The sequence below is a fragment of the Streptomyces sp. NPDC007971 genome (assembly GCF_042958635.1).
Taxonomy (GTDB): Bacteria; Actinomycetota; Actinomycetes; order Streptomycetales; family Streptomycetaceae; genus Streptomyces.
Map to the genome: position 1 here is coordinate 1 of NZ_JBIBJK010000017.1, position 11963 is coordinate 11963.

9 protein-coding genes are annotated in these 11963 nt (G+C 77.0%); 2 read left to right on the top strand and 7 right to left on the bottom strand.

Annotated features, from left to right (window positions below; all coding sequences use genetic code 11):
* The coding region (locus ACFZCP_RS31235) for a Scr1 family TA system antitoxin-like transcriptional regulator (RefSeq protein ID WP_391433456.1) at window positions 1–406 on the top strand (406 nt) is incomplete at its 5' end.
* A 7-nt stretch (window positions 407–413) separates the two neighbouring features.
* The gene (locus ACFZCP_RS31240; protein WP_391433459.1) at window positions 414–620 is read left to right on the top strand and encodes a DUF397 domain-containing protein; all 207 of its coding nucleotides are present in this window, start codon (window positions 414–416) and stop codon (window positions 618–620) included.
* Here ACFZCP_RS31240 and ACFZCP_RS31245 read toward each other — a convergent pair.
* The 7 genes from ACFZCP_RS31245 to ACFZCP_RS31275 all read right to left on the bottom strand — a co-directional run bounded on the left by ACFZCP_RS31245 (window position 610) and on the right by ACFZCP_RS31275 (window position 11657).
* Entirely contained in the window at window positions 610–2436 is a 1827-nt protein-coding gene (locus ACFZCP_RS31245) for a thiopeptide-type bacteriocin biosynthesis protein (protein WP_391433462.1), read from the bottom strand. The two genes, ACFZCP_RS31240 and ACFZCP_RS31245, sit on opposite strands and share 11 nt — an antisense overlap.
* Before the next feature lie 7 nt (window positions 2437–2443).
* Window positions 2444–4567 carry a TOMM precursor leader peptide-binding protein gene (locus ACFZCP_RS31250; protein ID WP_391433465.1) on the bottom strand — a complete coding sequence of 708 codons (2124 nt, stop codon included), beginning with the start codon at window positions 4565–4567 and terminating at the stop codon, window positions 2444–2446.
* On the bottom strand, window positions 4564–6759 hold the full coding sequence (locus ACFZCP_RS31255) for a hypothetical protein (RefSeq protein ID WP_391433468.1): 2196 nt from the start codon (window positions 6757–6759) through the stop codon (window positions 4564–4566). Before ACFZCP_RS31255 ends, ACFZCP_RS31250 begins: the two co-directional genes overlap by 4 nt.
* Window positions 6756–7937, bottom strand: a complete 1182-nt coding sequence (locus ACFZCP_RS31260) for a hypothetical protein (protein WP_391433471.1) — start codon at window positions 7935–7937, stop codon at window positions 6756–6758. Before ACFZCP_RS31260 ends, ACFZCP_RS31255 begins: the two co-directional genes overlap by 4 nt.
* Window positions 7934–10933 carry a lantibiotic dehydratase gene (locus ACFZCP_RS31265; RefSeq protein WP_391433474.1) on the bottom strand — a complete coding sequence of 1000 codons (3000 nt, stop codon included), beginning with the start codon at window positions 10931–10933 and terminating at the stop codon, window positions 7934–7936. The genes ACFZCP_RS31260 and ACFZCP_RS31265 overlap by 4 nt, the downstream gene beginning before the upstream one ends.
* A gap of 290 nt (window positions 10934–11223) precedes the next feature.
* A complete protein-coding gene (locus ACFZCP_RS31270) occupies window positions 11224–11403 on the bottom strand; it encodes a thiazolylpeptide-type bacteriocin (RefSeq protein ID WP_362691407.1) in 180 nt (59 codons plus the stop codon).
* A gap of 50 nt (window positions 11404–11453) precedes the next feature.
* The gene (locus ACFZCP_RS31275; protein ID WP_362691410.1) at window positions 11454–11657 is read right to left on the bottom strand and encodes a thiazolylpeptide-type bacteriocin; all 204 of its coding nucleotides are present in this window, start codon (window positions 11655–11657) and stop codon (window positions 11454–11456) included.
* Window positions 11658–11963 lie beyond the last annotated feature (306 nt).

Consider the following 11963-nt stretch of genomic DNA (forward strand, 5'->3'; position numbering starts at 1 on the left):
GGAGCTTGAGCTGCGTGTCCGGCACCGCGTGAGGCGCCAGCAGTTGGCCATCTCGTACGAGCTGGTGATCCATGAGGCAGCTCTGCGTATCAGGGTCAGCGACCGCGCCGCCTCCCGAGCCCAACTCGGCAAGCTGCTGGAGCGCTCCGAATCGGACAACATCACCGTGCGCGTCATCCCCTTCGACCTGGACGGCTTTGCCAGAGCCGCTGGCACCATGTCGTATGTGGGCGGACCCGTTCCCAAGCTGGACACGGTGGTGCGTGACGTACCTCATGGCTCGGCATTCATCGACTCCGAAGCACAGCTCAGCGCCTTTCGAACGCGCTTCCGTAAGGTGGAGGACGTGTCGCTCGATCCCGGACGGTCGCGCGACTTCATCCACAAGTTGGCGCAAGAGCTGTGAGGCATCCATGGACACGCCCGACAACTGGCGGAAGTCGTCCTACTCAGGCCCGGACGACGGCAACAACTGCGTGGAGATAGCCACCACCCCCACCCGCATCGCCGTCCGCGACTCCAAGGCCCCCGCCCGGGCCACCCTCACCTTCCCCGCCCCCGCTTTCGCCACCTTCCTCGAAGCTCTGAAGCCGGACCCGGGTCCCGCCCCTAGACCGTGACGGTGCGGCCCAGGGGCAGGAGGTACTGGATCGGCTCGTCGAGGTCGTCGAGGCCGAGGAGTTCGTGGGCCAGGTCGTCGTGGAGGCCGCCGAGCGGGAGGGTGGCCAGGCCGAACGCCGCCGAGGTGAGCAGTAGCGTCTGCGCGAGGTGGCCGGCCTCCAGCAGGCCCAGCCTGAGCGCCCGCAGGCCGTAGCGGCGGCGCAGCAGGCCGAGGTCGAGGTGGACCGCGAGCACCGCCGGGGCCTCGTCGATGCCCACCGCGTCCGGGTCGTCCGCCGGCCGGGAGAGGTACGAGGAGAGCGCCTTGAGTTCGGTGACGGCCGGTGCGGGGCCGATCGGGAGCAGGGCGCGGCGCTCCTGGACGCAGTGGTACGTGCCCGCGGCCAGCCCCGCGACGTCCAGTGCCACCAGGCGCACGCGCACGCTGTAGAGGGCCCCGGCGCTCGGATACGGGCGGTGCCGGAAGGTGCGTACGGTGCCGTCGGCGAGCGGCTGCTGCGTCGCGTGGCTCTCGGCGTACGCGGACCACAGCAGCCCGCCCAGGGTCCCCGCGTCCAGTGGCCCGTGCAGCGGCCCGCGCACGGAGCTGCGCCGGCGCAGGGCTTCGGCGAGGGACAGGTCCGGCAAGGGAGCGGCGGGCAAAGGGAGTTCGGCCGCCCGCTGGGCCGCCGAAGCGGCCGGCTGCGGAGGCAGGTCGCGCAGCGCGGTGTCCTCGGGCCGCCCGATCCGGAACTTGCTGCGCTCCAGGTACTGGTAGTCGGCCGCGCGGTGCCCGGCGGGGAAGAACCCCGGATCGTCCTCGGCCTCCAGCAGCGTGCGGGCCGCGAGGCGGCACACGGCCCGCTCCTCGTCGGGGGTCACACCGAGCCGGTTGAACAGCATGTGCAGCTGAGAGGCCCACACCCAGGGCACGCGGCGGGCGGCCTGCTCCGCGGGCACGGCGTCGCGCAACCGGGCGTCCGCGGCGCCGACCCGGCACGCCCACCGGGCCAGCCAGGGCGCGGCGGTGCCCGTGTCGAGGGCGGTGCGCAGGGCCCGGGCGCGCCGGACCAGGCCCGGCCGCTGGAGGGCGAACACCGAGTTCACACGGGAGTGGACGGCGGCCCCCGGCAACGGCTCCACCTCGGTGATCCAGCGCCAGGAGGCGGCGTGCCGGCGCAGCCAGCCCGCGGCCTGGAGTTCGTCGAGGCCGAGCGCGTGGGCGGTGGCGTGGGCGAGGTCGAGGGCGAGCGGGAGCCGGGCGGCGCGGTCCGGGGTCGCGCGCAGGGCGGCGACGGCCGCTCGGGTGGAGTGGACGAACACCTCCTCGGCGAGGGGCAGCGCGGCGGGGCCGCCGTACCGCTCGGTCTCGGGCACGTACGGCACCTCGCGCACCTCGCCGTGCCGGGACGGCCAGGGGCCGGTGAACTCCGCGGGCCGGGCGGCCGCCAGCTCCGCGAGGGCGGCGGGAAAACGCTCCGCCGCACCGGCGCGCAGCGGGCCCCGGAAGCGGATCCGCAGGTGGGGGCCGCCCTCGCCGTAGCGGATGAAGAACCAGTCGGCGCGCGGGTCGGCGGTCAGATCGTCCATCAGCGGGGCGAGGCCGTCGGTGACGAACGCGTCCGTCTGCGCACCACCGGTGTGCAGGGCGAGGTGCAGGCTGTGCCAGGGGTGCCCGGGTTCCTCGGACGCGCTGTGCCAGGGGTGCCCGGGGCCCTCGGACATGCTGTTCGAGGGGCGTCCGGGTTCCTCGGACGGGCCGTTCCAGGGGTGTCCGGGCTGCCCGGGCGCGGTCCCGGGGGCGGTCGGGCAGGGGCGGGGGCGGGCGGTCGTCATCGCGTCCTCACGGGAAGGGGTGGGGGTCGAGGGGCAGTTCGTCGCGGCGCGGCGGCCGGGCGGTACGGCCCAGCCGGTGGGGCACCTCCAGCAGCCGGTCCAGTCCCGCGGTGCGGCGGTTGACGTGCCCGAAGGTCATCGGAAGCGTGCCGGGGACGATCACCTTGGCGCAGTGCAGCCCCAGCCGCTCCCGTACGCCCGGCTCGTCCTGCGTGACCACGACGACCTCCAGGCCCTCGGCGGCCAGCCGCTCCACGGTCCGCTCCAGCAGCAGCGTCAGGTCGGCCACCGGCTCGGGCACCCCCGGCCACCGCTCGTACCACGGCGCCTCGGCGGTGTCGGCGGCGTCGGCGGTGTCGGCGAACAGGAAGTCCAGCCGGGGCTGCGCCTGGGGCAGGGTGTTGACGCCGACGTGGTCGTCGAGGTCCAGCACCAGCTCGGGGCGGTCCAGCATCGGGCGCAGCCGCTCCGGGTCCCGGGGACCGCCCGGGGCCGAACGGCGGGCGGCCTCCTGGACGTTGGTGACCACCTCGGCCACCGCCGAGCGGATCGCCACCCGGGGGTCGTGATGGGCACCGGCGGCCAGGAACGCGCGGGGCGCGCCGGGATGCGCGCCCTCGTAGCGGCAGAGCGAGATCACCGCCGGGACGCCCAGGTCGTTGGTGGCGTCCAGCAGGGTCAGGCGGTAACGCAGCAGCGCGGCGCGGTCGGCCAGGGCGGTGACCTCCGGGTCGTCGACGGGGGCGGCGACCCGGGGCAGCGGGGTGCGCGCGTACCAGGCCATCAGGAAGGCGTCGCGCTCGGCGACCTCGAACAGCCCGTACAGCGCGGCCTCCTGGGGGCTGTTGCCCAGTCCGCAGCCGTTGGAGGACTCGTACACCACCCGCGGCCGGTCCGGCCCCGGTACGTCCCAGTACGCCACGTGCTCGGGTACCGCCACCGCGCGGCGCCCGGTGAGCGACCAGCCGTACACCCAGTCGAGCGCGAGGTCCGGGGAGTACGGGACGGTCCGGCGGGCGGGGTGGCCGTCGAACTCGGGATCCGGCAGACCGAGCCGGACGGGGTCGAGCACGGCGTGTTCACCTGCGGCGACGAGGTCGGCGTACGAGGCGCGGAGCACGGTGCGGCGGCCGGTGGGCCGCATCCCGGCGAGCCGCTCCACGCTCTCGAAGAGGGCGACGCGTTCGCTGGAGCGGAAGTCGCCCGACCGGCCGTAGCCGCCGTCGTCGAGAGAGCGGCCGTCCGTCACCCAGGCGGTGGTCAGCGCGAACGCGGAGTCCTCGGTCCTGAAGAGCCGGTGCACCGGCCCGAACCGCTCGTCGTGCAGCTCGGCCCGCAGACCGGCGGGCGTGGTACGGGCGTTGGGGCCGCGCAGCACCGACGGGTCCGGCACCGGCCGGGGCCCGGCCGGCAACCGGGCGCCGGCGGGCGAGTCGTCCGGCAGCGGCCGGCAGACCGGGCAGCCGCCGACCGGCCGGACGCGGTGGGTGGACCAGGTGTACCGGTCGCCCTGGAGGATGTGGACGACGGCCCGCTCGCCGACCGCGTCCGGGCCGGGAGCGGCAGGGGCGTTGGGGGCGTTGGGGGTGTCGGGTCCGGCGAGGCCGGTGGCATCGGGGCTGGTGGCGTGCGGGGCGACTGCACGAGGGTCGGTTGCGCGCCGGGTGGTCGTCAGCAGGTCTGCCGCGAGCCGGAGTGCCGCCTCGGCCAGCGGCGGGGTCCCGGTGCCGCCGAGCGCCAGCCGCGGGCTCTGCCACGGCACCCGGCCGCCCGCGGTGGCCAGCCGCTGGTACTCCGTGCAGCCGACGCAGGCCCGCGCCCCGGGGTGGAGTACCGGCCCGATCACGGTCAGCGCCCCGTCCTCGCGCACCGGCACGAACCGCACCGGATGGGTCAGGGCGTGCCGGCTGAGCCGCTCGGCCAGTGCGAGATCCCAGCTGGTCAGCCGCACGACGGCGGTGCCCTCGACGGTCGCGAGCGCCGCCACCGGATCGAGGACGGGGACGGGGAGGGGCTCTGGGGCGGGGACGGGGAGGGGCTCCGGGGCGGGGACGGGGAGGGGCTCCGGGGCGGGGAGGCGGAGGGGCTCGGGGACGGAGAGGGGCACGGCGTTCTGGGCGGCGGTGTTCATCGGGGGCCTCCCGGCCCGGTCAGGACCGTGAATCCGGATGCGCTCAGGGCATCGGCGAGGGGGTGGTGGCCGGTGCCCCGCCAGGGTGTGGGGCGCAGGCCGGTCAGGCGGTGCAGGGCGGCGCGCAGGGCCGGTTCCCGGGCGGCGATCCCGGCCAGCCAGACGTCGGTCCAGCCCTCGTCCGCCCAGTCGGCCGGCTCGGCGCCGGCCACGGCGAGCGGAGCCGCGGCGCCGCTGAGCGCGGTGTGCCGCGCCAGGCCCGGTGCGTGCTGCGCCGCCATGGCGCGCGTGACCGCGTCGAGGGCGGCGAGGGCCACGGCGTCGGCCGCGGTGGCCTCGACGGCGCGGCTCACCGTGCCGGGGGCGGCTGCGGTACCGGTCGAGGCCGGTCGGACCCGGATGACGGCCGTATGGGCCTGCCCGGAGCAGAGCTGCCGGACCGACAGATCGGCGGACCGGCCCATGCGTTCGGTCAGCACGGTCCACCAGTGGCGGGCCTGAGGGTGCGTGCGCCGGACGTCGGCCCCGGTGCCGTCGGCGCGGGCGCCGGCGGCGACCGGCTCCGCCGTCGGCTCGGCGGAGGCGGCTTGCGGCCCGATGCGGTCGAGGACGGCGCGGCGCAGTGCCCGGCCGTGGGCGTGGCCGGGGCTGGTTCCGACGACCGGGGCCGACGGGCCGTCGGCGAGGGCGAGTTCGGCGGCCCGGCAGGCCGCTTCCAGCCGGGCCAGGTCCGCCCGTACCGCGCCGGCGACCAGCAGGCCCGCTGGAGTCCGGCAGGATGCGAGCGACGCGGGGAGCTGCGGCAGGTCCCCGGGCAGCGGTGCGTCGAGCACGCCGAGACGCGGGTCGCCCAGGGCGGTGATCCGGCGCAGGGCCTCGGCGAGGTCCGGCGCGGGCGGGGCCTCCGGCTCGCGGCGGGCGGCCCGAGGGGCTGCCGCCCAAGGGTGGTACGTCGCCTCCGGCGGCTCGGCCCGGGCGATCAGCACGGCCGGGTGTCCGGCCGTGGCCGTGCCGGAGGCGTCCTCGTGCGCGGCGGGGTCGGGCAGTCCGGCGACGGCTGAGAGCAGCCGCCCGGCCGCGGCACCGGCGAGCAGCGCGACATGCGCACGGGACGGCGTGTCGGGACCGCCGGGTGCCGACACCGATGCCGGCGGCGGTGCCCACAGCGATGTGCCGGTGCCGGTGCCGAGGCGGGTGGCGAGGGAAGCGGCGTCGGAGCGGGCGCGGTGCGGGGGCCCGGGCTCGGTGACGAAGCCGCCGTCGGCTTCGCAGGACACGGCCAGCGCCACGGCCCCGGACGGCGCGTAGGCCGTGACCACGGCCCGGCCGGCGGGCAGCCGGCCGTCGGCGGTGACCCGCGGGCTCGCCCCCGCGCGGCACAGCGCCCCTACGAGGCTCACGGCGAGAGGGCCCTCGGGATCCGGTGCGGCGACCACCGGTCGCGCGGTGTGGATCGCTTCGACCGCCTCGGCCGGGTGGGCGGCCGACGATCCCGGCCAGGGCGCGAGTTCGGCGCCGTCCGGGTGCTCGACCAGCAGGTCGTGCTCGCGCAGCCGGGCCTTGAGCGTGGCGAGCGCGGCTTCCACCCGAGGGCCGGCCCGATCGCTCGCGGCGGCGTCTGCCCGGGCGCCGGCCTGAACCAGGGCGCCGGCCCGGGCACCGGCGTCCGCCCAGGCGCCGTTACCGGCCTGGGTATCGCCGTCGGTCTGTGCCTCGGTACCGGCTTCCGTGTCGCCGTCCGCCCGAGCCCCGGCACTGGCCTCCGCGTCGCCGACCGCCTGTGCCCCTGTGCCGGTCTCCGTACCGCCGTCGCCCCGCACCGCGGGGTCCGGAGCGAGCCGGTCCGAGAGCAGCTGCCACAGGGCCGGCAGCGCGCGGCTGCCCTCCAGCGTGACGACGGTGCCGCGGCCACGCAGGTGCAGACCCGTGAGCAACGGGGTGACGGCCACGCCGGGCCGCAGCCGGAGCCGCGGCCGCACCTCCGGCCGTGGCGCGGTCGAAGCGGCGGCCTCGGGCGCCGGCGCGTCGGGGGCTCCGGGCGTCGGTGAACCGGAGGCTCCGGGCGTCGGCGCGGCAGGGGCTTCGGGCGTCCGCGCAAGGATGGCTCTGCGCGTCGGCGGGGTCGGCTCTCCGCCCTGAGCGGGGGTCGGCTCCGGGGCCGGGCCCGCCGCGGCGGCGGGGGCGGTGTTCATGACGAGCCCTCCACCGCTGCGATCACCTCGTCGATGCGGCCCTGCCAGGTGTGCCCGGTGAGTTCCGGCACCGTGCGCACGACCAGGTGCGCGGCGAGGTACCGCTCCACCGGCCGTACGTCGCAGATCGCGAACAGCCGGTAGAGCGCGTTCGTACACGCCCGGTAGATCAGGTAGTCCGGCCGGCTCCACATCGTCCCCTGCGGGTCCGAGCGGCGCAGCCGGCGGTGGAACTCGCTGTAGCGGGTGCGTACGTCCTGGTTCCAGCGGTCGGCCACCGTCGGGTCGCCGAGCACCGCCGCCCGGTCCCGGTACTGGAGGGGGTCGCCCGTGAAGTCCGCGCCCGCCGCGAACCGCTGCGCGGTCGTGCGCCACGCCTCGGCGGACCAGTCGGCCCAGGCGCGTTCCCAGCCGGCCGCCCCGCCGCCCGTGATCCGCCCGACCAGGGCGGTGACAGCCGGCCCGGTGGCCTCCCACCGGCGCTCGAAGGCCGCCCGCAGCCGCCCGTCCGGATCCTCGTAGACCAGGAAGTCCTCCAGGTGCGAGACGAACGAGTAGTGGCCGCCGATCAGCCCCTCCGGATGCGCCGCGGCGTGCGCGGCCAGCGCCGCGACCACGAGCTGCACGCGGGCGGCGGCCGCGTCGCCGTGCCCGCCCAGGAACGCGCACCCGGCGTCGAGCGCCGGCAGGCCCAGCGCCAGCAGGTCGTCGCGGAGCCGGACCCCGTCGGGTCCGATCAGGGCGTGCAGGGACGACTGGTCCACCGGCTCGACGCGGACCGTGCCGTCCGGTACGAGCGGGCCGTACGGCGGGGCGATCAGCTCGGCGCGGCCGGCCACCGCGGCCCGGGCGAGGAGTTCCTCCTCGGTGACGCGGGCGGCCGGGGGGTGACCGGCGGCCCAGGTCCGCAGCTCGGCCGCGGAGCGCTCGGCCGCCGTGGCCGCCCGGTGGGGCGCGCCGCGCAGCCGGAGCCGTACGTGCGGGCCGTACAGCCAGTGGCGCTCGACGTGCGCGGTCAGGCCCTCGGCCGCGGCCCGGCGGGCCAGCGGCAGTACCGCCTCGCGCAGCAGCGCGGCCTTGTCCTCGCGGTAGTCGTACAGGACGACGTCGAGGGCGGCGGCGGAACCGGGCGCGGTCGGGTCCGGCGGGGCGGGGGCGGGGCCGGCCGGGGCGTTCATCGGGTGCCTCCTCGGCGGGGTACGGGCGGGACGGAGGGCCGGGGCGCGGCCCGTTCGGGTGCGTGGCGGCGCGCAGGGCGGTAGGTCTCGACGACGGACTCGACGGCGTGGACGGGCCGGTCCCGGCCGCCGAAGGCGGGCAGGGCCTCCTCCAGGACGACGCCCTGGGGATGGCGCGCCAGCCAACTGGTCAGGCAGCGCAGGTGCAGCGCGTTGCCCAGGTCGAGCGCCTGCGGCTTGGGCGCCTGCAGCCGCGCGACGAAGTCGTCGACCGCGCGCCCGGCCGGGGGCCGCGCAGCCGGGTGCAGGAAGAGCTGCTCCGGCAGGTCGAGCAGGGCCCGCCAGCGGGCCACCGCGGCGGCCGGCACCTCCCGCTCCTCTGCGGCGAGGCCGGCGCGCAGCGCGTCGAGCGCGCCCGGGCCGAGGTGCCAGCGGCGCCGGGCCAGCACCAGGTGGCGGTGGCGCAGCCGCGGTGTGCGGACCACCTGACCGCCCGGCGCCGCCACGGCGTCCCGGGGCAGCAGCGGGCGGAAGTCCACGACCCCCTCGGGATGGTCGGAGAGGAACGGCCCGAGCCGCCCCGGAAGCATGATGGGGGCGAGGAAGCCCAGGTAGAGCACGTCCAGAGGGTCACCAGTCGCCCGTACGCGCAGCCGCAGCCGGTCGGTGGCCGGGTCGTGGACGAGATCGAGGTCGGACTCGGCGAGGGCGGTCCGGCCGCGGTCGGGCCCGATCTCCTCGGCGAGCAGCAGCGGGTGGAGGTTGGCGTTGAACCCGCCGACCGGCCGGACCTGGGCCGCCCGCGCGCCCGCACCGAGGCCGCGCCGGACGTGCTCGACGACCGCGGCCCGGGCGCTCGCCGGCAGGGAGTCCAGGAAGCGGCTGGTGAACCGGCCCCAGCCACCGTAGACATGGTTGACGCACAACAGGTCGGCGTCGTGGGCGCGTTGGACGAAGTGGGAGTAGCCGAGCGGCCGGGCGGCCGTCCAGTCGGGCAGTCGGCCGGCGAGGGCGCGGACGGGGCCGGCCGGCAGGACGATCTCGGGAGCCGTGTCCCCGGCCGGTCCTGCCGCCTGCCGTGCCAGTGCGGCGAACTCCTCGCGCAGCAGGGCGAGTCCGGCCAGATCGGCCGGCAGTCCGGGGTCGTCGGACGGCAGGCCCACGAGACGGCCGGACTCCTCCCAGGCAGCGGCGGTGTCGGCGCCGAAGTCCCAGGGCTCGCGACAGGTGCCGCCCTCCCCGTAGCGGGCCACGAAGCGGTCCCGGGCGACCCGGCTCATCACGTGTCCGAGGTCGAACAGCTCGGCCAGGGAGGTGAGTTCGGTGAGCGCTGTGCGGTCTGCGGGGGTGCACGGGTCGTACCCGGCGGGCCGGTCCCCGTACGGCGCTCCCGTGGTACGCCCGTCCGTGCCCCGTGGGGCCGGCGGGCGGCGCGGGGGCAGGGGAACGGGGGCGACGACGTCCTCGGTGAGGACCGTCAGCGGGGCCGCGTCCGGCGGGACGGCCCGGCCGGTGCCGGCGAGCAGTTCGTGCCAGCGGCCGGCCAGGGCGGCGAGCAGGGCGGGGCGTTCGGCGGCGGGCGTGTCCGCGAACCGCCGTGTGTCGTGGGCGAGCCGGGTGATCCGGTCCGCCAAGGCGGCGTCCGCGGGCCACTGGCGCAGCCAGTCGGCGAGCGCGAGGAGCGGGGCGGGATGCTGCGGGTCGACGGGCTCCGCGGGCACGAGCAGCCCGGAGTCGGCGAGCTGTTCCACGAAGCCCGCGACGGCGGGGTCGTCCGGCGTGCGGTCCAGGGCGGCGGCGAGCCGGGGGGTCAGCGTGCCGAGGGCGAGCGGGCCGCCGTCGAGGGCGGCGGCCAGTGTGTCCAGTGCCGGGCGGGCGGCCACCTCGACCTCGTCCTCGTGGGTCACCAGGTACCGGCCGCCCGCGAACAGCGCCTGCGCGCGGGCGAAACGGGCCCGCCCGTCGGCCACCCGCGCGGTGCTCGTCATGCGGTGGGGGAGGGCACGGCGGCGGCGCGGCTCGTCGAGCAGGGCCGCGGTGAGCGCGGCGACGAGAGTGCGGTTCTCCTTGACGACAGAGGCCAGTGGGGCGGTGGACCCGCCGACGAGGGCGAGTGGGGTGGTGGGCCCGCTGACGGAGGTGAGAGGGGTGGTGGACCGGCTGACGGAGGTGAGAGGGGTGGTGGACCGGCTGACGGAGGTGAGAGGGGTGGTGGATCCGCTGACGGAGGCCAGTGGGGCGGCGGATGCGGGCTCGGGCCGCGGCGCGGAGGTTTCCGTGGCAGCCGTGCCGGCGTCCGGCCCGGCCGCCCACCCGACGGCGGTGAACCACGACAGCGGACTGGTCTTCGTGCTGGCCCGCAGGGCGTGCCGCAGGACCGAGGCCTCCTCCTTGCGCGCCCGCCGCCCGGTCTCGCCCCGGCCGGCCCTGCCGACCGCCCGCAGCAGATCGTCGCTGGTCAGGGCGATGGCCCGGGCGAAGGCGGGGGAGCGGCACAGGCCCGCGAGCGCGGCGCGCTCGGCGGTCAGGGCGGGTGGGAGGGCGTCGCCGAGCTCGTCGAGCAGCCGGGCGCGCAGCTCGCGCAGGGCGAGCCAGTCGGCGAGCCGCGGCACCCGGTCGGGAAGGGCGCCGAGCCGGCCGAGAAGGGCGGGGCGTGGCTCGCGGCCGTTGTACAGGGCGCGCCGGAGCGGGAGGACCACCTGGCGGTGGAACTCCTCGTCGTGGCCGGCGCGCGCGGCGAAGAGGTCGTCGGGCAGGGCGGCCCGCAGGGCGGCGTCCTGTGCGGCCAGGGCGGTGAGCCGGGCGAGCAGGGCCCGTACTGCGGCGGCGGGGGCGGTCTCGGCGGGGTACGGGAGCACGGTCGTACGGACGAGGGCGTACGGCGCGGTCCGGCCGTACGGGTCCGCCGGGTCGCAGGGGCCTGCCGGGTCGGCCTGGCAGGCCTGGTCGGGCGGCGGCGCGGGCACCGGGGCTGCCGGCGGGGCGGAGTACGGCATGACGAGGCTCCCGGCGTACGGCTCGGAGGGGGCGGGATCGGCGGAACGGGGTGAGGGAGAGACCGGCGGAACGGGCGGGACCGGTGGAGCGGGTGGACCGGCGGAGCGGGCGGGAAGGTGCGGGCCGCTGGGCCGCTTCGGCGGACCGGGTGGAAACCGGCGGAACGCGCGGGACCGGAGGGGTGGGCGCGGGGTCGTGCGGCCGGCCGGCCGGACAGGACCGGACGAACCGGCCGGCCGCACGGGAGCCGCGGCCCACCGGCCTCGACGTACACGAGGCCGAGGACGCACTAGTAGGGCAGGTGGGGCAGTCCGGGCTGGGCGCACGAGGAGGAGCCGCACGAGCACGAGCTCGCTCCGCCGGAGGCGCCCGTCTCGGGCAGTGCGACGGTGTCCCGCAGGGCGGTGACGGTCAGTTCGCCGAGGTCGAGGTCCTCAAGGGCGAGGAGGTCCTCGCGGTGGTCGGGCATGGGGAGCCTGCCTCTCGGATGTGAAGGACGGTGTCCGGGACGGCGCGGGGTCACAGGACCACGGGCGTGTCCACCTGCGGCTGTGCGCACGAGGACGAGCCCTGGCACGAGCAGGAGCCCCACGAGGCGCCGTTCTCGGGCAGCGCGGCGGTGTCGCGCAGCGAGGTCACGGTCAGGTCCGTGAGGTCCAGGTCCGCGTCCAGGGCGAGGACCTGGAGCTCCGGGGCGACCTGCTGGTTCGGGGTACGGGACATGACGAACTCCCTTCGGAGGAAGGTGGAGAGCGGAACGCGCCGCTGGGACGGCGGCGCGGGACATGCCGGAAGAAGGGCATGTGAGGAGATTCCGTTCGAAGCGGGAGAAAGAGCCCGAACGGTCATTCGTCGTACAGCAGCGAGTCTGGGACCCGGGGAGGCCGGCAGCAAGGCCAATCCAGACATTGGCCTGTTGTGTTCATCCCGGTTCGATGCGTCTTGGGAGGTCGCGTCGAGGCGGCCCGGACGCGTTTGGACTGGTGCACGGTGAAGACGGTGTGGGGGTGTGTGTCCCTTGTGAGGGGA

Bases quoted from the DNA above. Each gene is read 5' to 3' on its own strand.
- ACFZCP_RS31265 (WP_391433474.1), bottom strand. From the start codon at position 10,933: ATGCCGTACTCCGCCCCGCCGGCAGCCCCGGTGCCCGCGCCGCCGCCC.
- ACFZCP_RS31240 (WP_391433459.1), top strand. From the start codon at position 414: ATGGACACGCCCGACAACTGGCGGAAGTCGTCCTACTCAGGCCCGGAC.
- ACFZCP_RS31250 (WP_391433465.1), bottom strand. From the start codon at position 4,567: ATGAACACCGCCGCCCAGAACGCCGTGCCCCTCTCCGTCCCCGAGCCC.
- ACFZCP_RS31255 (WP_391433468.1), bottom strand. From the start codon at position 6,759: ATGAACACCGCCCCCGCCGCCGCGGCGGGCCCGGCCCCGGAGCCGACC.
- ACFZCP_RS31275 (WP_362691410.1), bottom strand. From the start codon at position 11,657: ATGTCCCGTACCCCGAACCAGCAGGTCGCCCCGGAGCTCCAGGTCCTC.
- ACFZCP_RS31245 (WP_391433462.1), bottom strand. From the start codon at position 2,436: ATGACGACCGCCCGCCCCCGCCCCTGCCCGACCGCCCCCGGGACCGCG.
- ACFZCP_RS31270 (WP_362691407.1), bottom strand. From the start codon at position 11,403: ATGCCCGACCACCGCGAGGACCTCCTCGCCCTTGAGGACCTCGACCTC.
- ACFZCP_RS31260 (WP_391433471.1), bottom strand. From the start codon at position 7,937: ATGAACGCCCCGGCCGGCCCCGCCCCCGCCCCGCCGGACCCGACCGCG.